Below are 22243 nucleotides of genomic sequence, written 5' to 3' on the forward strand. Positions count from 1 at the left end.
CCCACAGTAGATCCCGGTAGCTTTCGAATAAGCAAATCCCTGTAGGAGCGGCCTTGTGCCGCGATGGGCCGCACAGCGGCCCAGGCGGTCTTCATCCCGGACTCGACGGCACAGCAAACCCAGCAACAAAAAAGGGCTGCCAGGCAGCCCTTTCACACAGGTCAAAAAACCTGCCTCAAACACCCCGATACCGCCGGTGCCAGGCCCCCATCCTCTCAACCATAAACCGGATACCGACGGCACAGCGCAACCACCTGCTCACGCACATGGTGCCCCACCTCGTCACTGCGCCCGGTTTCCAGGGCATCGAGCACATCACACAGCCACCCCGCCACCTGCTCGCACGCCTCTACATCAAACCCACGCGTGGTCACCGCCGGTGTACCGATGCGCAGCCCCGAGGTCACGAACGGCGAACGCGGGTCGTTGGGCACCGAGTTCTTGTTGGCCGTGATATAGGCGCTGCTCAAGGCCGCATCGGCTTCCTTACCCGTGTAGGGCTTGGCCGACAGGTCGATCAGCATCATGTGGTTGTCGGTCCCGTCCGACACGATCTTGTACCCGCGCGCCTGCAACACTTTGGCCATGGCCCGGGCATTGGTCACCACCTGGGTCTGGTAACTGCGAAATGCCGGCGACAGCGCTTCCTTGAAGGCCACGGCCTTGGCCGCGATCTGGTGCATCAGTGGGCCACCCTGGACACCCGGGAATACCGCCGAGTCGAGCTTCTTGTAGAAACTTTCGTCCTGCCCCTTGGACAGGATCAGGCCGCCGCGCGGGCCGCGCAGGGTCTTGTGGGTGGTGCTGGTGACCACATGGGCGTGGGGCAGCGGGTCTGGGTATTCGCCTGCGGCAACCAGCCCGGCCACGTGGGCCATGTCCACCCAGAAGATCGCCCCGACCTTGTCGGCGATGCTGCGCATGCGTGCCCAGTCCTTGTAGCGCGAGTAGGCCGAGAAACCACCGATGAGCATCTTCGGACGGGTTTCCAGCGCGATGCGCTCCATCTCGTCATAGTCGAGAAAGCCCGTTTCAGGGTCCAGGCCGTAGGGCACGATCTTGTAGTGGCGGCCCGAGAAGTTGGCCGGGTTGCCGTGGGTCAGGTGCCCGCCCTGGGCCAGGTTCATGCCCATCACGGTGTCGCCTGGCTGGATCAGCGCCAGGAACACCGCCGCGTTGGCCTGGGCGCCGGCGTGGGGCTGCACGTTGGCGTAGTCGCAGTTGAACAGGGCCTTGACCCGCTCGATGGCCAGGCTTTCGGCCACGTCCACGTATTCGCAGCCACTGTAGTAGCGCTTGCCGGGATAGCCTTCGGCGTACTTGTTGGTGAGCACCGTGCTCTGGATCTGCATCACCAAGGGGCTTGCATAGTTTTCCGAGGCGATCAGCTCGATGTGGTCTTCCTGGCGATTCACTTCGTTGCGAATCGAGGCGCGCAGCTCTGGATCGAAGGCGTTGAGGGTCAGCGTCGAGTCGTACATGGGTTAAGCGTCCTTGTTCTGAATCAGGCTTGGGGTGACAGCAAGCGGGTGAGGCGTGCAGCGATGTCGTCAATCTGCGTCTCGGAGCAGATCAGGGGTGGCAGCAGGCGCACGGTGGTACCGCGGGTGACGGTGATCAGCAGGTGTTGCTCGTCCCGGGCCCGGTCCACCAGCTCGGCGCAGGGGCGGCTGAGCTCGATGCCGACCATCAGGCCCAGGCCGCGCACCGACACCACTTCAGGGTGCCCGCCCAGCGCCAGTTGCAAGGCCGCCAGCAAACGCTGGCCCAGCACCGCAGCACGCTGCGGCAGCTGATCGCGCTGCATGATGTCCACCACCGTGCAGCCCACGCGGCAAGCCAGCGGGTTGCCGCCGAAGGTGGAGGCATGGTGGCCGGGGGAAAACAGCTCGGCGGCCTTGCCTCGGGCCAGGCACGCGCCGATGGGGAAGCCATTGCCCAGGGCCTTGGCCAGGGTGATGACGTCGGGCTCGATGCCGGCGTGCTGGAAACCGAACCAGGTGCCGGTACGGCCCATGCCGGTCTGCACCTCGTCGATCATCATCAGCCAGTCGTGCGCGTCGCACAGCTGGCGCAGCGCTTGCAGATAGCCCGCCGATGCCGGGTGCACACCGCCCTCGCCCTGCACGGGCTCGACCAGCACGGCCACCACGTTGGGCGAATTGGCCGCCACCTGGCGCACCGCCTCGATGTCATCGTAGGGCACGCGGATGAAGCCTGGCATCAGCGGCTCGAAACCGCGGTGAACGGCCGGGTTGCCGGTGGCGGCCAGGGTTGCCAGGGTACGCCCATGGAAGCTGTTTTCCATCACCAGCACCTGGGGTTGGGCAACGCTCCGGGCCGTGGCGTGCAAGCGCGCCAGCTTGAGCGCGGCCTCGTTGGCCTCGGCGCCGGAGTTGCAGAAGAACGCCCGCTCCATGCCCGAGGGCCGGCACAGGCGCTCGCCTAGCTGTTCCTGCCATGGGATACGAAACATGTTGGTGGTGTGCAGCAGCACGTCGGCCTGTTCGGCCAGGGCCGAGGCGATCTCGGGGTTGGCGTGCCCCAGGCTGGTCACGGCCACCCCGGCGATGGCATCGAGGTACTCGACCCCGTGCGAATCCCACAACAAGGCGCCCTGGCCCCGGCTGAACGCAACTGGTTGGCGGGCTGAGGTGTGCATGAGGTAAGCGGGAGCAGCAGACATTGCAGGTTTCCTGTACAGAGTGGTCAATGGCTGGTGGCCAGCGACGGAGTAGCGTCCGGGTGCGGCGCGGCATCGGCGGTGGGCCAGTAGTAGGCATCGGGCATGGCGCGGGCGCCGAAGATCGCCTGGCCGACGCGCACCACCGTGGCGCCCTCCTCGATGGCCACTTCGAAATCACCCGACATGCCCATCGACAGCTCCTGCAACGACACCCCTTCAGGCGCAGTGGCGCGCAGCTGGTCGCGCAGCTCACGCAGCAACACGAAGCACGGGCGTACCCGCGCGGCGTCGGCCGAAAACAGCGCCAGGGTCATCAGGCCGCGCACACGCAGCGCCGGGAACGCTGGCAGCGCCTGTAGAAACGCCGCCACGTCATCGGGTACCAGCCCGTACTTGCTGGCCTCGCCCGAGGTGTTGACCTGGACGAACACATCCATCTGCCGCCCTTCGATGCGCAGCCGGCGGTCCAGCACCTCGGCCACGCGCAGGCTATCCAGCGCCTGGAACTCACTGGCAAAACGCGCCACCTGCTTGGCCTTGTTGGTCTGCAAGTGGCCGATCACCGACCACTGCAAGTCCTGCAGGTCGGCCATGGCTTCCCACTTGCGCTGGGCCTCCTGCACCTTGTTCTCGCCCAGCAGGCGGCAACCGGCGGCATAGGCCAGGCGCAGGTGGGCTTCGTCGAAGGTCTTGCTGACCGGCAGCAGGCGCACTTCGGCCGGGTCTCGCCCGACCCGCTCGCAGGCCCGGGCGATGCGCTCATGCACGGCGGCCAGGTTGCGACGAAAATCCTCGACGGTGTTGGCCTGCGGGTAGCGGCCATGGCGCGCATGCAGGGTGGTGAGGTCTTCGGCGTACTCGGTCATCAATTCGTCGCTCCTTTGGTGGGCACTGCTGCCGGTTCTGCCTGGGCGGCCTTGGCCCGGCGTGGCAGGCGACCGTTGAGCACGGCGTAGGCCACAAGGCCGATCACCAGCCCCCAGAACGCACCGCCGATGCCCAGCAGGGTGATGTTGGCCGCACAGGCCAGGAAGGTGATCAACGACGCCTCGCGCGCTTTTGCATCGAGCATGGCGTTGGCCAGGCTGCCGCCGATGGTGCCCAGCAGGGCCAGCCCCGCCAGGGTGGTGATGAAGGTGGCCGGGAAGGCCATGAACACCGCCGCCAGCGTCACCCCGAAAATGCCCACCAGGATGTAGAAGATGCCGGCGGCCACACCGGCCACCCAGCGCTTGGACGGGTCTTCGGACGCTTCCTTGCCGGTGCAGATGGCAGCGGTGATGGCGGCGATGTTGAAGGCGTGGGAGCCGAACGGCGCCATCAACAGCGAGCCCAGCCCGGTGATGCCGAGGATCGGGTTGGCACTGGTGCGGAACCCGTCGTTGCGCAACACCAGCATGCCGGGCATGTACTGGCCGGTCAGGGTGATCAGAAACAGCGGCAGCGCCACGCTCAGCAGTGCGTTGAGCGAGAACTCGGGGCGGGTGAATACCGGCGTGGCGAATGCCAGGGACAGCCCAGCGAAATCGACCCGGCCCTGCATCACCAGGTACACCAGCCCCAGCACCAGGATGCCCACCACGGCGTAGCGAGCGCTCAGGCGCTTGAACACGATGTACGCCCCGATCAGCAGCCCGACCAGCAACGGGTCGACGCTCATGCTGGCGAAAGCGCCGATACCGAACTGCAACAGGATGCCGGCCAGCAGGCCCGCGGCCACCCCGGGCGGAATCAGGCGCACGGCCTTTTCGAAGTAACCCGAGACGCCCAACAGCACGAAGGCCACCGCCGACACCATGTACGCCCCCACCGCCTCGGCGTAGGGCGTGGTGGCCAGGGCCACGATCAGGAACGCCGCCGCCGGCGTGGACCAGGCGGTGATGATCGGCTCGCGGCTGACCCAGCTGAGCAGCAGCCCGGTCACGCCCACGCCGATGGACACCGACCACACCCACGAGGCGGTCAGCTCGGGGCTGAGCCCTGCAACCTTGGCAGCCTGGAACACCAGGATGAAAGTGCCGCCATAGTTGACGATCACCGAAATGAGCCCGGCCACCACCGGGTGCAGCAGGTCCTGCAGGCGCAGGGGCGAGGGGGTACGAGTAGATGACATAGGTCTTGGCTCCTTGCTAGACGCTGTATCCGGCTGCGGTAGGCAGTCATTTATAGCCGCAGATTGGCTGGTTTTACCCCGACGCTTCACCGGGGCAGACCAGACCACTTTCAGTGCGCTCAACCGTACCTGCGGGCGAACGCCCCCATGAACTCGCACAGGGCGGCCACCGCTTCGACGGAGATGGCGTTGTACAGGCTGGCGCGAATGCCGCCGACGCTGGCGTGGCCCTTCAGGCCATGCAGCCCGGCCGCCTCGGCCTCGCGCAGGAAGACCGCTTGAAGTGCGTCATCGGCCAGCCGGAACGGCACGTTGTTGATCGAGCGATAGGCCGGCTGCACCGGGTTGCGGTAGAAGCCGTCGCTGCCGTCGAGGGTTTCGTACAGCAGGCTGGCTTTGGTCTGGTTGCGCTGGTGCAGCACCTGCAAGCCCCCGCTGCGCTTGATCCACTGCAACGTCAGGCCGGTCAGGTACCAGGGGAAGGTGGCGGGCGTGTTGAGCATCGACTGGGCATCGCTGATGCGCGCGTAGTTGAGGATGTCCGGGGTGAACCCATGGCAGCGATCCAGCAGCGCCGGGTCCATGATGACCACCGTCAGCCCAGCCACGCCCATGTTCTTCTGGGCGGCGGCATACACCAGGCCATGGCGTGCGATGTCGATGGGCTTGGACAGCAGGCTCGAACAGGCATCGCACACCAGCGGCGCCTCGCTGGCGGGCGCTTCGGTGAACTGCACGCCGTGCACGGTTTCGTTCTCGGTGTAGTGCAGGTAGGCCGCCTTGGGGTTCAGCTGCCAGTGCGCGACCGCCGGCACCCGGTCAAAGCCGGTGCCCTGGGCACTGGCGACCACGCGCACTTCGCCATACTGGCGCGCCGCCTCGATCGCCTTGCCCGACCACAACCCGGTGTGCAGGTAGTCCACGCTGCCGTTGTCCCCGGCCAGGTTCATGGGCACCTGGGCGAACTGCAACGAAGCGCCGCCCTGCACGAACAGCACGCGGTAATGCGCCGGCACCTCCAGCAGCTCGCGCAGGTCGGCCTCGGTCTGCTCGGCAATGGCGCGGAAGATGGGCGAGCGGTGGCTCATCTCCATGATGGACATGCCCGTGCCGGCAAAATCGTGGAACTCGTCGTACGCCTGGTTGAGCACTTCCAGGGGGACTGCGGTGGGGCCTGCGCTGAAATTGTGTGACCGTGCCATGGTGGGTGGGCTCCTGTGCGTGAACGCGCCGACGCGGTGAATACCAGGCCAGGCCTGGGTGGCGAAGGCCGGAGTCTACGGATAAACTGGCCTGCCCTTACCTGCCAGTTCATGGATGGAGAGCAGACCACATGGCGAAGACCTTCGCGCTGGACACCCTGAAGATTCGGCTCAACGACGCCGAGTTTCAGCTGCTGGACCTGCACCAGCGCATCCAGCGCGCCTTGCGTGCGTTGATCCTGGATGGCGCGCTGGGCCCGAGCCTGAAACTGCCCTCCACCCGTGCGCTGTCCAAGTCTCTGGGCTGCGCCCGCGATACCGTCGAAAACGCCTACGTGCAGCTGCACCGGGACGGTTTCATCGTGCGCCGCGGCGGCGCGGGCAGCTACGTGTGCGACACGGTGGGCGCCGAATTGCGCGGAGCCGGCCCACGCCGGCAACGGACCCAGGAGGTGCGGCGCAGCGTGGTCGCGCCCGGCGCCGAACTCAGCCAGCGCGGGCGCATGATCTTCGAGACAGGCGGCGTGCGTGACCAGCAAGTGATCAAGGCCTTCGCCACCGGCCTGCCGGAAACCCGCAGCTTCCCCACCGACGTCTGGGAGCGGCTGCAGCGCCAGGTGGTCAAGGATTATCGCGCCAGCGTCCTGCTGCACGGTGACCCGCAAGGCGCCGAACCCCTGCGCAAGGCCATCGCCACCTACCTGAACCTCGAACGCGGGGCCACGTGCACCCCCGACCAGGTGCTGGTGCTCAGCAGTACGCGTCAGGCGTTGTACCTGTGCGCGCAATTGCTGGTAGATGCCGGCAAACCCATCCTGCTGGAAAACCCCGGCTACTACGGCGCCCGCAAGGCGTTCGCCATCGCCGAAACCAAGGTGTTGCCCATCGACGTGGACGAACGGGGCATCCGCACCGACCTGCTGTTCGCCGACCGCAGCGGCGCCAACTGCGTGTACGTCACCCCCTCGCACCAGTACCCCACAGGCGCGACCCTGCCCCTGGAGCGCCGGCTGGAGCTGATCAACTGGGCCGCGCAGAAAGCCAAGTGGATCATCGAAGACGACTACGACAGCGAGTTTCACTACGACGGCCAGCCCACCGCCTGCGTGCAGGGCCTGGACCGCTACCAGCGCACCCTGTACATCGGCACCTTCAGCAAGACCCTCTACCCTGGCCTGCGCATGGGCTACATCGTGCTGCCGCCCGAACTGGTCAAGCCCTTCGCCTATGCCCGCAGCATGATGGATGGCCACACCCCGCAGACCTTGCAGCTGACCCTGGCGCGCTTCATGGAGGACGGGCACTACAACGCCCACGTGCGTGCCATGCGCAAGTTGTACGCCGGGCGCCGGGCGGTGATGCACGATGCCATCGCCAAGTACCTGAGCCCGGTGGTCACCGCCCACCTGCCGCCAGGTGGCTTGCAGATCCCCTGCCTGCTCAAGCCAGGCTGGTCCGAAGAAAAGACCATTCGCCAGGCGGCCACGGCCGGCGTGCAGCTGTCGGGCCTGAGCAGCCTGTACCTGGGCGAGCCGCAGACCCACGGCTGGCTGCTGGGGTATTCCTCGCTCACAGCCTATGAGATCGAAGCGGCCATGCTGCGCCTGGCCAACGCCCTCAAGCTTTGAGCGCCGGGTTCAGTAAGGCAGCTTGAAACGCCGGGTCAGGTCGAAGATGCCCTCGCGGATCGAGCGCTCGGTGCGGCTGTCCATGGCACCGCTGCGCACGCCCCCGAGCATGGCCAGGATCATGTCCCCGATCTCGCGGAACTCATCCTCGCCCATGCCCCGGGAGGTACAGGCCGCACTGCCCAGGCGAATGCCCGAGGTGACGCTGGACTTGACCTCGTCACCGGGCACGACGTTACGGTTCACGGTGATGCCGACCGCCTCCAGCGCACCCTCGGCGGCGTTGCCGGCAAGGCCCCAGGGGCGCAGGTCGATCACCCCCAGGTGGCAGTCCGTGCCGCCCGACACCACCAGCAAGCCACCTTCGGCCAGCCGCCCGCACAAGGCCCGGGCATTGGCCACCACCGCATGGGCGTAGGGGCCAAAACCCGGTTGCAGCGCCTCGCCCAGCGCCACCGCCTTGGCCGCGACCGTGTGCATCAGTGCAGCGCCCTGCAGGCCGGGGAACACCGCCGCGTTGATCCTGCGCGCCAGGGTTTGATCGTTGCACAGGATCATCCCTCCGCGCGGGCCGCGCAGGGTCGCGTGGGTGCTCAGCGTGGTGACGTGGGCATGGGGCACTGGCGAGGGATAGGCGCCGCCTGCGACCAGCCCGGCGACGTGGGCGATGTCGGCCATCAGATACGCCCCCACCTCGTCGGCAATGGCGCGGAAACGGGCGAAATCCAGCGCGCGTGAATACGCCGACGCCCCGGCGATGATCAGCCGTGGCCGCTCACGACGGGCAATCTGCGCCACCTGGTCCATGTCGACCCGGTGCGTCAGCGGGTGCACACCGTAGCTGACCGCCTGGAACCAACGCCCGGACACGTTGAACGCCGCGCCGTGGGACAGGTGCCCGCCCGACTTCAGGTCCAGCCCGAGGATCTTGTCCTCCGGCTCCAGCAGCGCCAGGAACACCGCCTGGTTGGCCTGGTTGCCGGAGTGAGGCTGCACGTTGGCATAGCTGCAATCGAACAGCAGCCGGGCCCGCTCGGTGGCCAGGTCCTCGACCACATCCACATTGCCACAGCTGGCGTAATAGCGTCGCCCCGGGTACCCCTCGGCGTACTTGTTGGTCAGCACCGACCCTTGGGCCTCGAGCACGGCGCGGCTGACCACGTTCTCGGCGGCGATCAGCTCGATGGACTGCACCTGGCGCAACCGCTCGGCATCGATGGCGGTCCACACCTCGCTGTCCACCTGCGGCAGCGCAGCGGCACTGATGCCCGGCAGCGCGTGGCCCTCTTTATAAGCGAAATGCGGCATGTGTACTCCTTGGTCTGAACGCCGGCGACAACCGCACTACCCTAGCGGCCTGCGGCGCCTGCGACCGTACCGGTTGCCCGCGCTGTTGCAGACCACCTGGCTTGGCCCGGCAAGCAGGCGTCTGGCCTGGGCATGCCAGAACGGGCGAAAGATGGGCCAAAGCGGTCTGGCCTATTGCCACTAATTGGACTACCCGACAAGACCAAAGCCTCATTAAGCTCTGCGCCGACTCAGCTCATGCCCCTACAGGTTTCACCATGACGATACGTATCGGCCTGTTGCCGCAAGTCGCCGCAGCGCACTTTGTCAGCCACCTGCACATCATGGTGCTGGCGGCGCTCTTTCCGCTGCTGCCTGCTTTTTTGAACGTGGATTATGTGGCGTTGGGCCTGGCCCTCAGCGTGTTCAACATCGTCACCGCGCTGGTGCAGGCCCCCATGGGGTTTGCCGTCGATCGCCATGGCGCCCGGCGCCTGCTGCTGATGGCCCTGGCCTTGGGCAGTTGCAGTTTCCTGTTGATTGCCCTGCTGCCCGGCTACACCTGCCTGCTGGTGGGCATGGCGCTGGCGGGGGTGGCCAATGCCGTCTACCACCCCGCCGACTACGCCCTGCTGTCCCGACACATCAACCCTGCGCACATCGGCAAGGCGTTCTCGGTGCACACCTTTGCAGGTTTTCTGGGCGCGGCGGTGGCCCCGGTGTTGCTGCTGGGGGTGGCGGTGGCCAGCGGCCCGGCCATGGCCTTCGCGACCGCAGCGTTGGTGGGCTTTGCAGCACTGGCCCTGCTGTTGATACCCGGCTCGGCACTGGCCCAGGTCAGTGACGCGCCGCCCGCTCCGGCACCCAAGCCCGTGCAGGCGCAACGCGTGGCGCTGCTCTCGCCGATGATCATCAGCCTGACGCTGCTGTTCGTGCTGCTGAACCTGAGCACTGGCGCCATCGAAAAGTTTTCCGTCGCGGCCCTGATGCAGGGCCAGGGCGTGGCCTTGTACTGGGCCAACTCGGCCTTGACCGCCTTCCTGTTCGCCAGCGCATTCGGCGTGCTGGCAGGCGGTGCACTGGCCGACCGCACCCAGCGTCACGGGGTGGTGGCGGCCAGCGCTTTTGGGGTGGCGTGCATGCTGATGTTGCTGGTGGCCACGGCGGGCCTGAGCGAGCCGCTCTTGCTCGCCGTGCTGGGCCTGGCGGGCTTTTTGACTGGCGTGATCGCCCCGTCACGGGACATGCTGGTACGGGCTGCCGCCACCAAAGGGGCTGAAGGCAAGACCTTCGGCATCGTGTCCACGGGTTTCAACATCGGCGGCGCCATCGGGCCAGTCGGGTTCGGCTGGTTGCTGGACCAGGGCCACCCCAACGCGATTTTCTGGGCCAGTGCCGCCTTCATGGGCCTGACCGTGGCCCTGACATTGTTGCAGGAATGGGTAATGGCGCGGCAGCGCAAAGTCACTGCCCTGCAACTTTCATTTAAATGACCTGACGCAATAATAACGACACATTTGTACCGCAAACTTGAAGGGCGCCGCCCGCACCTGTGTGTGCCAGCCAGCCGGCGTAATCAAACTGAACAACGACAACCGATAGCCTGGAGTTTTAACATGGATGTTAACCATAGCGGTACCGATGATGCAGTTAAAGGCATGCTCGCCAAACTTTCAACCCTGTGGAAAACCCGCGCTGCCGTGAACCAGCCACAACCCGATTACTGGGGCCTGGCGTTCGATGCCAACAAGAACGACTTCAGCCATTCACTGCTGCCGTTTCGCAACCACCAGGCCTGGCTTGAAGCCCCCAAGGACTTGCAGTCCAAGTGCATGTCCTACGCCTGGGGCATTTATAACCTCAAGACCATTTATATTGAATGCAATGTGGTGGTGCCGGCCTGCGAAGACATTATCAAGACCCCGCCCCACAGCCATAACCGCGCACTGCTGCAAGATGTAATGTCTCAAGCCCTGCTCGATGAAGCCCTGCATACACGCATGTCGATCATGGCCTGCAACTATATCTACGACATGCGCCAACTTACCCCCTTGGACTTCAGCGCCTTCAACCTGGTGACCTGGCGCGAAGCGCTGCTGGCCAACTGCACCGCCGAATGGGAACGCCGCCTGACCCGCTTCGGCATCGCCTGCGCCAGCGAAACGCTGATCACCGACTACCTCAAGACCATGGCCGAAGACACCACCATCCAGTCGGTCTGCCACGAGGTCACCCGCACCCACGCCATGGACGAGTGGAGCCACTCCAGCGTGTTCAGCTTCGTCGCCACCGACATCGTCAACGGACTGACCCGCAAGGAACGCCTGTACCTGCGCTCGATCATCCTGCGCACCGTGCAGATGTTCGCCAACAACGAGATGGGCGCCTGGTCGCGGGTGTTCGACATGCTGGGCTTCCCCAACGGCAACGAGATCCTGCACGACGTGGGCGACAACAACGAGATCAGCGTCTATACCGACTCCCTCGAAGCCCTGGTCAACCGCATCGGCCTGGCCGGCAATGGCCTGGAGAGCGCCGAACAGGCCGTCGAACAGTTGCGCGAGAGGGCTAGCGCATGAGTACCCCGACAGGCTTTGAAGCCGTGTGCGAGCATGTCAGCAGCGAGACCGCGCAGATCAAGGTATTTGGCCTGCGCGTACTCAACGCCTCCAGCGCCTTTCTGGCAGACCTTGTGCCCGGCCGGCACGTGGCGTTGCAGGCAACGGACCTGTCCGGCGCCCGTCAGCAACGGCTGTACTCCATCACCCGCAGGCTTGGCAACGACCAGTTCGAGCTGGCGATCAAGCGCGAAGGCCGTGGCGGGGTCTCGGACCAGCTGCACGCCACCTGCCAGCCCGGCGCGCGTTTCGACGTGCAGTTCGCCGCAGGTGACATCACCCTGGCTTCGGTCCAGGCCTGCCGCCACGTCGGCCTGCTGGCAGGCGGCATCGGCATCACCCTGCCGATCGCCCTGCTGCGCGGGCTGCACGAGCGCGCCCTGCGCGGCTTGAACGTGCCCCAGGTCAGCCTGCTGCTGTGCGTGCCGTCCATTGCCGACATCCCGTTCCTGCACGAATTGCTGCAACTGGAACTGAGCTGCCCCTGGTTCGACCTGCAGGTGTTCGTCACCCGCGAAGCGGTGCACGGCAAAGGCCACTTCAAGGCCGGCCGCCCGCAAGCCCAGGACCTGCAAGCACTGGGCAACCCGGACAGCGTGGTGATCTGTGGCAGCCACGGCTTCGCCCAGTGCATGCGCGAGCACCTGCTGGCGTTGTTCCCCACCTGCCCCTTGCTGATCGAGTCCTTCACCCCACCAGCCGCCTCTGCCCCGGCCACGCCAGACGATGCCCAGGCCGAAAGCCCCTTGCGCCTGCACCTTCAGCACAACGACCAGGTGCTGGAGCCCGCCGCGGGCAAGAGCCTGCTGGAGATGCTGGAAACCAGCGGCATCGCCGTGCGCAGCCTGTGCCGCGCCGGCCTCTGCGGCCACTGCCGGCTGAAAGTGTCGGAAGGCGAGTACACCGTCGAACCCGACTTCTGCCTGACCGACCAGGACAAGCGCGACGGCCATGCCCTGGCCTGCTGCACCTTCCCCAAGGCCGGTACGATCAAGGTCGACCTCAACCCAACGGCGTAAACCGCGCCCTCACTCCTTTCATCATCGGGTTTGCACATGAAAACAGCCATCGCACTGCGCCACATCCACTTCGAAGACGTCGGCACCCTGGCCCCTGTTCTGAGTGAGGCCGGCTACAGCCTCACCTACATCGACCCCACCGTCGAAACCCTCCAGGTCGAACAGGTGATGCAGGCCGACCTGCTGATCGTGCTGGGCGGCCCCATTGGCGCCTACGACGAAAAGCCCTACCCCTTCCTCAAGGCCGAGCTCGAGCTGGTGCGCCAACGCATTGAGTCCGGCAAGCCCCTGCTGGGCATCTGCCTGGGTGCACAACTGATCGCCCGCGCCATGAACGCCAAGGTCTACCCCATGGGCGTCAAGGAAATCGGCTTCTCGCCGCTTACCCTCACCGCCGAAGGCCAGCAATCGCCGCTTGCCGAACTGGGCGACGTACCCGTGCTGCACTGGCATGGCGACCAGTTCGACATCCCCCAGGGCGCCGTGCTGCTGGCCAAGACCGATATTTGCGCGCACCAGGCCTTTGCCTTGGACAACCGCATCCTGGGCCTGCAATGCCATCTGGAAGCCGACCCCGCCCGCATTGAGCAATGGCTGGTAGGCCACGCCAACGAAGTCGGCCAGACCGCCCTGGACCCCATCGCCCTGCGCTCGGCCGCCGCCGAACTTGGCGAGCGCCTGACCCAAGCCGCCGCCCGCGTGATGCGCGCCTGGCTCGCCAACCTGAAGTAACCCGCTGCACCACCACCGCATGAAAACAACAAAGTCATCAAGGATGAGGCACGCCCCATGATCGTCGTATTGTTCGAGTTGCAAGCACTGCCCGGCCAGGGCGAAACCTACGTTGACCTGGTCAACAAGCTCACCCCCCTGCTCAAGCCCATGGAAGGGTTCATCTCGGTAGAGTGCTTCCAGAGCACCCTCAACCCCAAGAAAGTGATGTCGGTGACCACCTGGCGCGACGAAGAAGCCGTGGTGCAATGGCGCAACGTCACCGCCCACCTCTCCGCCCAACGCGCCGGCCGCGACAAGATCTTCGACGACTACCGCGTGCGCGTCACCTCGGTCATCCGCGACTATGGCCTGCGCGACCGCGACCAGGCGCCCTACAACGAAGTCGTAGACGGCACCCGTCCCACCGCCTGCCCAGTAGCCTAACCCCCGGCGAGGCCGCCCCCCCCTTTTTCCACTGTGGGAGCGGCCTCGCCGGGGCGCCGGACCGGCCGCGATGGGCCGCAAAGCGGCCCCTTCCCACTCTGCTCTCCAGCAACATCCCGCCACAAACCCTCATGCCATCCCGCCACCATCAAAACGGAACTGTCAGCCAAGCGGCACAGTCCACTTTTACAGGCCCACCTACCAGAGGCCACAGAGGAGACTCCCATGAAAGGTACCGCGCTTTCGGCCCTGTTCGCGGCCGCTACCCTGCTCGCTTCGCCGGCCTTCGCTGCCGAAAAAGACCTGTGCGCCCTGAACCTGCAGGAAATCAACGACACCATGGCCACCGCCGGAGCCACCTCGGAAGGCCTCAAAACGCAAATCGATGATGAAGTGACCAAGGCCAAAGCTGCCCAGGCAAAAGGCAATGACAAGGAGTGCATTGCAATCACTCAAAAAGCCCTGACCACGCTGCAAAACACCAACAAAGGCAGCGGCTCGAGCAGCGGCGGCGCCTGATGCATCGCGCGGGTGAGCGCTCAGCTGTCGACGCCGCCCGCGCAATGCCGTATACTCCGGTTCACGTGCCGTAAGGTGCGTTAGCTTAGAGCTAGTGTGGGGCCGATTAGGATTCGACGCCGGTAGCGAAACTCTAGGTGCATGCCGAGTTGGTAACAGAACTCGTAAATCCACTGTTGCAACTTTCTATAGTTGCCAATGACGAAAACTACGAGGGCTACGCTCTCGCTGCGTAAGCAGCTGAGCCCGCTCTCCTGGTAGCTTCGGCTCCAGCAATCACCAGGGGATGCCTGTAAACCCGAAGTGATTGTCATACAGAACAGGATCGTCGTGTAGCACGTTGGGGGCAAAGCGACTAAAACTTACCCAACTCGTCCAAAGCACCCTGCCCGTCGGGCGGCTGCGGATTAACTCAGTAGACACGGCTAAGCATGTAGTACCGACAGCGGAGTACTGGCGGACGGGGGTTCAAATCCCCCCGGCTCCACCAAATTGACGAAGGAAGGCGCCTGTGGGCGTCTTTTTTTGTGGGCGCTTTTTTGTGTGCACGCTTTAAAGGTAGAAAGGTTCGCCTGCCTCAACGGCAGCGGCAAATTCATCCTTGTCCATCGGCGATACCCTCATTTGGTAAGGGCATTACAGGACGCGTCGCACAGCTGTCCTGCTATTCAGGCTCAGTTATAGGCTTGCCTCAGCTCTCCCGCTCGAGCATCCGCCCGTGCGAGCAGGTCGGATAGCACCATGGCGGCGCGCTGCTATTCGACGATTATTTCTAATCGGCCTGAAACGAATCGTGTAATCGCTCACAAGTTTCATCAGATGTGATGGGGCAATCAAGTGTCGCCGCCAGTGCTTTTTTCTCCTCAACTGATTGATCACGAACGGCTACCAGCACACGAGCTGAATCACTACTCTTCGCATCTGCAATTTGACTGCTCCAGATGCCAATCTTCTGAGTCAGGCTTTTCGAGCATCCTCCAGGGGATATGTCTTCCACTTTGGGTTGCCGAGCCATGTTAATCAATGGGAGATCATGACCGGGGTGTTTGGTGCCGCGAGCGCGTCGTGCTCAAGCCTACCACCACTAATCTGAAAAAGGCCCAGCAGCATAAGGCGGAGATTGAGCACGCGATTGCTCAAGGGGCGTTCGACTACGCCATTATGTTCCCAGGCTATCCCCTGGCGTCCAAGTTTGCACCGGAAACGAGCTAGAGGGGTGGCCGCCATTGTTCTGTTGACCCGAACAACTGGTATGCGCCTACGCGAAGCTATCCTGGCGGACCTGCCGCGCTTGCGCCGTGAAGCCGAACTCTTAGGCCGCATTAATATCCAGGACGGCACCAAAGGCGGCCGTTCAGGGGCGTCGGCGCCACGACAGATAATGTTCAATGATGAGGTGAAGGCGGCGCTCGTTACCGCGTAAAGCACACCAGCAAATTTTATTTATATACACAGTTACTCAGTCTCTAGTCTCAGCAGTGCACAATAGTCCGTCTGTCGACACTGCTGAGATGCGTTCACCTAGGAATTTTAAAACTTTGTAAAGATTCTGCAGACCTTGGGCCGAGAATACCTCAACCGACGTATCCGCCCTGTACAAGTACTCTGCCAAGATCAGGCCGTACTGAGCCTTGGTAGGTACGGAGCTCAATCTCAGGCTCTCCTGAGCAGCCTCCATGCTGTCTTTCCCCAAGAGCGCTTCAAGCGCCATTCCTTCGAACGAGGCATCGATATCTGCCAGGGTGATCACCATCTGCTCGGGCAAGATCCATTCTTCTCGATAGCGATCTCGGGCTTTTCGACCTTCCTTATCGTCATCGAGCAGAACGATGAACTTCTCGCCGCGCCCCATGAGCAAGCTGATCAGGTTACCTGACGCGCTTGAGCCGACGCCTGGAATCAGGTTGAAGCACAGCTTGCCTCCTGTCCGCAATGCTGCGGCCTTGAGCGCGTAGTAATCCGAGATTCCTTCCAGGATCACGCACGGTGAAGTCCCTACAATTTCAGGAACGACATACTGCAGGCGGTCAATCACTGGCTGGAAATAATGTGTACGGGTAGGGAAGGAATTCAGGTATTGCTTGTACTTGATCGCGTTCACTTCAGCAGGTGTGAAGTCGAGATCATAGTCCTCATCATCGCCTTGCCCTGCCGGACGGTTCTCGATGATGTAAGCCCCAGACAACCACTTCGGGTTCACCATGTGGTGGCTATGGGTTGAGTAGATGATCTTGTCGCCGCTGGCCGCCATCTTCTCGAAGTAGCCCAGCAGCTCAGCCTGAGCGCGGGAGTGCAGGTTAGCAGCAGGTTCGTCAAAGACGTAGATTTTGTGTTGATTTTCACGTTCGAGCTTAAAGCCCGTGAGCAGCAAGAATGTGAAAAACCATCTGAAGCCGATCGATCGCTCGGCGATTTGATAGGTCGTGTCGCGGTTACTCACGACAAACGATACGATCACTGTGGGATCATTAGCGCCGCCGACTATCCACTTGAGGTCGACCCGTTTCGCCGTGGCATTGCGCGACAGAACGCGCCGCCAACCGCCAATCACTTCAACAGAAAGCGCGTTGGAGACCTGTTGGAAGACATTATCAATCTGGTATTTTTCTGGGCTTCGCTGGAATTTCTCATACCAATCGGCACCGTAATTAGCCCGATACGTCTCGATAGGTCTATTCACATCCCGGTCAATATCGAAGCCAGCGAATTTTATGATGCGCTCGACAATCTCCCGATAATGCCTCTTCTCGTAACCCTCATAACCGTCGGATGCGAGCGAAATTTGCTCAGGCACATTGATCAAAAACGTCGGAAAATACGCGACCTTCGGTATCGACGCCTCGATCAGTTCAGCCGTACGCTTCCAAAGATTTTCGTCTTCATCATCCGGCTGAGCATAAACCTCAAACTCCCCTTCCCCGTGTGACCTGACCCTGAAGTCGAACCCAAGGCTAGCAATCCTCGACTTCGGCTTACTGTTTTCGAAGCTGAACTCTCTTGCGATCTTGAAGGGTTTCGCTAGCGCCTCGGTGTCTACGTCCAACCCAGCACGACTCACCAGGGTCTTGATCGACTCCAGATCATGCGCCTCAAGCTCAACGGTCGCAGCAATCGACACGGTGCCAGTAAATGCGCCTTTCTTGCTGGCGGGGATGAAGGTGAACTGATCTTTGTTTTCTGGACTGAAGAAGTAGAGCCTTGAAACCGACCGGTCGCTGCTCACAAACTGCGAGATGGCTTCCAATATCGTGGTTTTGCCACTTTCATTCAGTCCAATCAGTGTCACGACTGGGTTGTCCAATCGTCCTGCCAGCTCAATTCGTGTGCTAACAATCCCTTTGTAGTTCTTTATCTCAAAATCGAGGATTTTCGACATCAGCGCACACGACCTTGTGTTGGCACGAATCGGAGCACAGCCAGGGCTATGTCTGGCCGGTTTGAACCCTGTAGATAGTGCCCCGCCAATCGGACGCGGCCTCTTGGCAAATTGGATCCGACAGGGGTAGAGTGCTGGCACTCTAGCATCAAGTCGACCGCTGTCAACTGGCCTTGATTTGACGCCGGCCACTGTTGCGTTGGTTCACATAGGGAAGATGGGGAACGTAATGTCAGGTTCTGACGGAAGGCTTTTTAGAGATTACACAGCCGGCGCTCCAACCGAGACCGCCTGCGATACGCTGTACCTGCAGACCCAGCTTGCTTCTCCGAAGCCCGAGGTCGTGAGCGAGATCGATGTCGGCGATACGCTTGGAATTGGCCTTGGTGAAATCGAAGGCAACGTCGTCGCCTGCGCATATTGGAACAGGTATATTGCCGGCGGTATTGCATCTCCCAAGGTTATTCGACTGATCGCCTGCCTCCAAAGTGGTACGAACTATTCAGCAATAGTTACGGCAAAAATGGGTGCTCAGATCTCCATCAAAATCTCGCCGATCAAGGAGGAGTGATTTTGATCAGACTGACTGGCGGTGTGTATTACGAACAGTGCATGTGCCCCATATGGCAAGAGCTGTTTGGCTCAGGAGGTCGAGCTGCCACAGCGATAGCGCGCCTTGGCGGACACGTCGCCCTAAACACCTACGCGGATCGCACCGCGGAGGCCATTCTTCGCCAGAGAGCGGTGCTGGAAGGCTTTTCTGTTGCAACCCATGCCATCAACCAAAGCCTGCACTTCCGGTACACCCATGGCCTTGCCAAACCGTCGATCCATCCGGTACCAGAGACCTCTTCGACGACCCTTCAAATCACTGCCGAAAATGTGGTTCGGTTTGGACTGCTCGAAGGTGACTGCGTCGTCGATGCCCGTAATGTCGTTTACGACCCACAGAGCTCCCGGCACCCCGTCCCCTTCCATAAGAATGGTTCCAAGGCTGAGCGGCTTGCGCTTGTCCTAAACAGGAGTGAAGCCGAAGCGCTCCATGGCAGTGACGAGTTGAGCGCAGCCGATTTGGCGCGGGCACTTTCGAAGTCGCAGAACGCCGAGATCGTCATCATCAAGATGGGCCCTGCCGGCGCCCTGCTGTTCCATGAAGGTCAAGCGCACCACATCCCCTCCTTCGTGACGTCGCAGGTGTGGAAGATTGGTTCGGGTGATGTGTTCGTCGCGAGCTTCGCCCACTTCTGGCTCGAAGAAGGGCTTGCCCCACTCAAGGCCGCCATGCAGGCCTCACGTGCTACGGCGTACTACTGCGAGACGAAGGGCTTTGCCTCTAAAACAGAGCTAGAGACCTATCACCCCGTCGCCGCCAGCCTGCCGAAGAAATCAAAAATGGGCAGGCCTCCCCTGGTATACCTCGCCGGCCCATTCTTTTCGCTGGGACAGCTTTGGCTCATCGAGGAGGCCCGCGCCCGGCTTTTGGAAATGGGGTTGAACGTGTTTTCCCCCGTCCATGACGTTGGCCACGGGCCTGCGGATGAAGTCGTGCAGAAAGATCTCGATGCGATCCACGAATGCGACATGATGCTCGCAATCGGGGACGGCCTCGACGCTGGGACGATCTATGAGATCGGCTACGCGCGTGCACTCAAGAAGCCCGTCATCATGTACGTGGAGAATGAGTCGGAAGAGGATAAGAAGATGATGGCCGGCTCGGACTGCACGCTGACAAAGGACTTCGTCACCGCCATTTACCAAACCGCATGGAAGGCAGCTGAGTTATGAAGCGCGGCCTCCTCTTATCAGGCGGTATGGATTCACTCGCGGTGGCCTGGTGGCTGCGCCCTGAAATCGGCATCACGCTGAACTATGGCCAGCTCGCCGCTGAGGCAGAAATCTGTGCCTCGAAGGCCATCTGCGAACAGCTCCAGATTGAGCATCATGTCATTTCCATCGACTGCCGATCGGTCGGCTCCGGTGACATGGCAGGAGGCCAGGCGGATGCCCATGCGCCTGCCAGTGACTGGTGGCCGTACCGGAACCAGATGCTCGTCACCCTGGCGGCCATGAAAGCCATCAGCCTGGGTGTGAAAAAGCTCTACCTGGGCACCGTGAAATCCGATGGTTCGCACCGCGACGGTACTCCGGAGTTCATCGCTGCCATCAATCAGCTGATGGTCATCCAGGAGGGTGAGATGACCGTTGAGGCGCCTGCGATCAAGTTGAGCACCACCGAGCTTGTAAGAACTGCCGGCGTGCCGTCCTCTATGCTGGCCTGGGCTCACAGCTGTCACAAATCGAGCGTGCCGTGCGGCAATTGCCGAGGCTGCAAAAAGTACTTCGAGGTCTGGCACGAGATTGAACATGGATTGGATCACGCTTAGTAGCCCGACGGTACGAGCTGAGCCTGGCCACTATCAGCCCTTCACCTGGCCCGATGGCACATTCCATGCGCTGCCCGAAACAGAGGATGCCGGTGACGAAGGCATCCTCAATCTTCTCGATCACAGACGCACCAGGCGAACGTTCAATGTCTTGAGTGAAGGCCAGCTGGGCCAGCTGCTGTGGCGCTGCGCGCGTACGCAATCCATCGCCGAGTCGGACTATGGCTTCGACCTGGAATTGCGACCAACGCCATCTGCCGGCGCCATACACCCCATCCATATCCTGGTTCACCTTCCGGGTGCGTCGAACTGGAGCCGGTACGATAGTCGCCGGCACGGTCTTGTCGAGCTACCAGGATCAGCTGAAGCCTTCGCTGGATTGGAAGAGCAGTGCCATGAAGCACTGCCCGCCGCGCATGCAACGCGGTTGCTCCTGGTGGCCGAACCCGGGAAAACGTGCGCCAAATATCAGCATGGAGAAAGCCTGATCTGGCGAGACGCTGGAGCACTTTTGGCGGTCATGGCCGTGATTGCTGAAGCTTTGGACTACTCATGTTGCCCGTTGGGGATTACGGGTGAACCTTGGGCTAGTCGACTCGCACCTGCAGGTATGCTCACTGGTGTCGGTGTCGCGCTCGTTGGTGGGCCTGCACCGCAGTGCTAGGCGGCTTTCAAACCAGCTTGGTAAAGCAGACCTTGGACGACTGTAGGCGCAGACATCATCTGGTACCACATCAGCGCGTCGAGCCTGGACGGTCGAACGTCAATCGCTTTGCTGAGAGCAAGGAACTCAGCTTCGAGCTTCAAGTAGTGGCGCTCCACGGTCAGACCGGGGGAGAAAAAGCCAGCCAACGCCCCTGCACGCAGGATGTGGATATCCAGGATGGCGACGTCATCGGCATCAAGCCAGTTGCGAGCAATCCAAGAGGCAGTCTTGTAACCGATGCCTGGAAGCTCCAGCAGCCAGTCCCGAAGAGCTCGGCCAGATTGAAGAGGAACACCCCCTACGGCCAAGGCTGTGAGTGCCGAATGAAGGTAACGCGCCTTCTGTTTGGCAAAGCGGTAGCGCACTGAGCGGCTACCAATTTTCAGTGGGAGGGTTAGCCAATCTTGCAGCTGCTCCTCACTAGGTACCTTAGTGTCAAAAGCTCCTAGGTTTCTCAGATGGGCGAAGGCAGCCAACCCGACGTGCGCCGGGATTCCGTGGCCACCCAGTAGGCACGCTCCGACCTCTTCAACCAGGGTGGCGCCAAGCTTGTAGTTGAGAGGCTCAGGCTCTTGCTCGTTTGCCCAGACCTGGTAGGCCCAATACGCCGGTGTCGGGAACGCTTCGATCAAACCCCATGAAACACCCGGGAGCACCTCGCTCATGGCGTCAGGGAAATCGCGGCTGTAGATCTTGGAGTCTACGAACACAACACCGCTCTGCATTACAGTGCCTCCTGAGCGGAGCCATAGGTCTGCGTGATCCAGTGCAGGAAATCGCTGCGTTCTAACGGATCCATCGCAGCAACACGATCGCGGAGCCGGGACTGGCGCCGGGCAATGGTCTGCCGCTCGCGGAACGTGTCGCCCAAGTAACGACTGTCGTGAAGTTCTACTGGGGCAGCGTAGTTCATCCAGACGCATTCCTCCCTGACATCCGTGTGCGTCTTCGCCATAAACGTTACCTTCCTCCATCCTTGGAGCGTTTCGTTGTACAAGGAACTGTCGTAACCGGAGATCATAACCTTGCACGGGACGCCGCACAGCGTATGTAGCAGCTGCTCATGGTGGGACTGGTCATATTCGTAGCGATAGATCTTGGCGCGACGACGCGTCTGTGTGACATACGGAGGATCAGCATAGATCAGCTCGCTACCGTCGTATGAAAAACTGCTCAGGTAGTTCGAAGCATCGCCCTGGATAAGCTCAAGGCCCACTACCTGGTGATCCGCCCAGGCATCATGAACGGCGGGATCTACGTCCACACCGATGTTTCGGGCAGCAGGTTTCTTATGGCGCAGGACAGCGCCCGCCCCCAAGTGCGTCTCGATGTAGGTCTGATGCGGAGGCATCAGGTTGATCAAGCGCTGGTAGCACTTGCCTTTCCCGCCGGGATATCTCATGCATACATCATCGTCAAAAGTGACGATGATGTCAATGAAGCCTACCGACCAAAAAACCTTAGAGTGGCGTGAACGCTTGAAGTGCTATAAGCCGCCCGACAAACCATTGGTAAGCGTACGGGGAATACACTTTGGCTGATCTATA

General features: G+C 62.1%; 20 protein-coding genes, 1 other RNA gene and 3 pseudogenes. 14 read left to right on the top strand and 10 right to left on the bottom strand.

Annotation, left to right across the window (positions count from 1 at the left end; all coding sequences use genetic code 11):
* Positions 1 to 215: 215 nt before the first annotated feature.
* The 5 genes from glyA to serC all read right to left on the bottom strand — a co-directional run bounded on the left by glyA (position 216) and on the right by serC (position 6001).
* Positions 216 to 1481 (bottom strand): serine hydroxymethyltransferase, encoded by a 1266-nt coding sequence (glyA, locus tag PFU01S_RS08020; protein WP_028687085.1) that lies wholly within the window; start codon positions 1479 to 1481, stop codon positions 216 to 218.
* A 23-nt stretch (positions 1482 to 1504) separates the two neighbouring features.
* On the bottom strand, positions 1505 to 2686 hold the full coding sequence (locus PFU01S_RS08025; RefSeq protein ID WP_028687086.1) for an aspartate aminotransferase family protein: 1182 nt from the start codon (positions 2684 to 2686) through the stop codon (positions 1505 to 1507).
* A gap of 23 nt (positions 2687 to 2709) precedes the next feature.
* Positions 2710 to 3552, bottom strand: a complete 843-nt coding sequence (locus PFU01S_RS08030) for a YggS family pyridoxal phosphate-dependent enzyme (protein ID WP_028687087.1) — start codon at positions 3550 to 3552, stop codon at positions 2710 to 2712.
* A complete protein-coding gene (locus tag PFU01S_RS08035) occupies positions 3552 to 4799 on the bottom strand; it encodes a benzoate/H(+) symporter BenE family transporter (RefSeq protein WP_028687088.1) in 1248 nt (415 codons plus the stop codon). The genes PFU01S_RS08030 and PFU01S_RS08035 overlap by 1 nt, the downstream gene beginning before the upstream one ends.
* A gap of 119 nt (positions 4800 to 4918) precedes the next feature.
* Complete coding sequence (gene serC / locus PFU01S_RS08040) at positions 4919 to 6001, bottom strand: 3-phosphoserine/phosphohydroxythreonine transaminase (protein WP_028687089.1); 1083 nt, start codon at positions 5999 to 6001, stop codon at positions 4919 to 4921.
* Positions 6002 to 6132: 131 nt separating this feature from the next.
* Here serC and pdxR point away from each other — a divergent pair, with 131 nt between their 5' ends.
* Complete coding sequence (gene pdxR, locus PFU01S_RS08045; RefSeq protein WP_023533154.1) at positions 6133 to 7629, top strand: MocR-like pyridoxine biosynthesis transcription factor PdxR; 1497 nt, start codon at positions 6133 to 6135, stop codon at positions 7627 to 7629.
* A 9-nt stretch (positions 7630 to 7638) separates the two neighbouring features.
* Here pdxR and PFU01S_RS08050 read toward each other — a convergent pair whose 3' ends face one another.
* Positions 7639 to 8937: a serine hydroxymethyltransferase gene (locus PFU01S_RS08050; protein WP_028687090.1), complete on the bottom strand. Its 1299-nt coding sequence runs from the start codon at positions 8935 to 8937 to the stop codon at positions 7639 to 7641.
* 257 nt (positions 8938 to 9194) lie between these two features.
* Here PFU01S_RS08050 and PFU01S_RS08055 point away from each other — a divergent pair, with 257 nt between their 5' ends.
* The 7 genes from PFU01S_RS08055 (at position 9195) to ssrA (ending at position 14720) form a co-directional block, all read left to right on the top strand.
* Complete coding sequence (locus PFU01S_RS08055) at positions 9195 to 10409, top strand: MFS transporter (RefSeq protein WP_028687091.1); 1215 nt, start codon at positions 9195 to 9197, stop codon at positions 10407 to 10409.
* A 123-nt stretch (positions 10410 to 10532) separates the two neighbouring features.
* Positions 10533 to 11495: a diiron oxygenase gene (locus tag PFU01S_RS08060; RefSeq protein WP_028687092.1), complete on the top strand. Its 963-nt coding sequence runs from the start codon at positions 10533 to 10535 to the stop codon at positions 11493 to 11495.
* Positions 11492 to 12553, top strand: coding sequence for an iron-sulfur cluster-binding domain-containing protein (locus PFU01S_RS08065; protein ID WP_028687093.1), 1062 nt, complete (start codon positions 11492 to 11494; stop codon positions 12551 to 12553). The genes PFU01S_RS08060 and PFU01S_RS08065 overlap by 4 nt, the downstream gene beginning before the upstream one ends.
* Positions 12554 to 12589: 36 nt before the next feature.
* Positions 12590 to 13285 (top strand): glutamine amidotransferase, encoded by a 696-nt coding sequence (locus tag PFU01S_RS08070; protein ID WP_028687094.1) that lies wholly within the window; start codon positions 12590 to 12592, stop codon positions 13283 to 13285.
* 57 nt (positions 13286 to 13342) lie between these two features.
* Positions 13343 to 13711 (top strand): antibiotic biosynthesis monooxygenase family protein, encoded by a 369-nt coding sequence (locus tag PFU01S_RS08075; RefSeq protein ID WP_027915438.1) that lies wholly within the window; start codon positions 13343 to 13345, stop codon positions 13709 to 13711.
* Between the two features lie 225 nt (positions 13712 to 13936).
* Complete coding sequence (locus tag PFU01S_RS08080) at positions 13937 to 14230, top strand: PA2433 domain-containing protein (RefSeq protein ID WP_027915439.1); 294 nt, start codon at positions 13937 to 13939, stop codon at positions 14228 to 14230.
* Positions 14231 to 14328: 98 nt separating this feature from the next.
* Positions 14329 to 14720: a transfer-messenger RNA gene (ssrA, locus tag PFU01S_RS21700) on the top strand.
* 184 nt (positions 14721 to 14904) lie between these two features.
* On the opposite strand, the pseudogene PFU01S_RS22600 reads toward ssrA, so the two are convergent.
* Positions 14905 to 14982, bottom strand: a pseudogene (locus tag PFU01S_RS22600) (DUF2514 domain-containing protein); the annotation flags it as partial.
* 286 nt (positions 14983 to 15268) lie between these two features.
* On the opposite strand from PFU01S_RS22600, the pseudogene PFU01S_RS08085 reads away from it, so the two are divergent.
* Together PFU01S_RS08085 and PFU01S_RS08090 are read left to right on the top strand one after the other, a co-directional pair.
* Positions 15269 to 15439: pseudogene (locus PFU01S_RS08085) on the top strand (Arm DNA-binding domain-containing protein); the annotation flags it as partial.
* 4 nt (positions 15440 to 15443) lie between these two features.
* Positions 15444 to 15641 (top strand): annotated as a pseudogene (locus tag PFU01S_RS08090) (integrase domain-containing protein); the annotation flags it as partial.
* 48 nt (positions 15642 to 15689) lie between these two features.
* Here the strand turns inward: PFU01S_RS08090 and PFU01S_RS08095 are convergent.
* Entirely contained in the window at positions 15690 to 17606 is a 1917-nt protein-coding gene (locus PFU01S_RS08095; protein WP_050437987.1) for an AAA family ATPase, read from the bottom strand.
* Between the two features lie 229 nt (positions 17607 to 17835).
* On the opposite strand from PFU01S_RS08095, the gene PFU01S_RS08100 reads away from it, so the two are divergent.
* The 4 genes from PFU01S_RS08100 to PFU01S_RS22115 are packed head-to-tail and all read left to right on the top strand — an operon-like array spanning position 17836 to position 20654.
* A complete protein-coding gene (locus PFU01S_RS08100; RefSeq protein ID WP_033736843.1) occupies positions 17836 to 18177 on the top strand; it encodes a hypothetical protein in 342 nt (113 codons plus the stop codon).
* On the top strand, positions 18174 to 19391 hold the full coding sequence (locus PFU01S_RS08105; RefSeq protein ID WP_248694594.1) for a PfkB family carbohydrate kinase: 1218 nt from the start codon (positions 18174 to 18176) through the stop codon (positions 19389 to 19391). Before PFU01S_RS08100 ends, PFU01S_RS08105 begins: the two co-directional genes overlap by 4 nt.
* On the top strand, positions 19388 to 19990 hold the full coding sequence (locus PFU01S_RS08110; RefSeq protein WP_028687099.1) for a 7-cyano-7-deazaguanine synthase: 603 nt from the start codon (positions 19388 to 19390) through the stop codon (positions 19988 to 19990). Before PFU01S_RS08105 ends, PFU01S_RS08110 begins: the two co-directional genes overlap by 4 nt.
* A complete protein-coding gene (locus tag PFU01S_RS22115; RefSeq protein WP_154665192.1) occupies positions 19971 to 20654 on the top strand; it encodes a nitroreductase family protein in 684 nt (227 codons plus the stop codon). The genes PFU01S_RS08110 and PFU01S_RS22115 overlap by 20 nt, the downstream gene beginning before the upstream one ends.
* Here the strand turns inward: PFU01S_RS22115 and PFU01S_RS08115 are convergent.
* Complete coding sequence (locus PFU01S_RS08115) at positions 20651 to 21421, bottom strand: 8-oxoguanine DNA glycosylase (RefSeq protein WP_028687100.1); 771 nt, start codon at positions 21419 to 21421, stop codon at positions 20651 to 20653. The genes PFU01S_RS22115 and PFU01S_RS08115 overlap by 4 nt on opposite strands.
* On the bottom strand, positions 21421 to 22059 hold the full coding sequence (locus tag PFU01S_RS08120; RefSeq protein WP_248694595.1) for a DNA adenine methylase: 639 nt from the start codon (positions 22057 to 22059) through the stop codon (positions 21421 to 21423). The genes PFU01S_RS08115 and PFU01S_RS08120 overlap by 1 nt, the downstream gene beginning before the upstream one ends.
* Positions 22060 to 22243 lie beyond the last annotated feature (184 nt).

This window comes from Pseudomonas fulva NBRC 16637 = DSM 17717 (assembly GCF_000730565.1).
In the GTDB taxonomy this organism is placed as follows: Bacteria; Pseudomonadota; Gammaproteobacteria; order Pseudomonadales; family Pseudomonadaceae; genus Aquipseudomonas; species Aquipseudomonas fulva.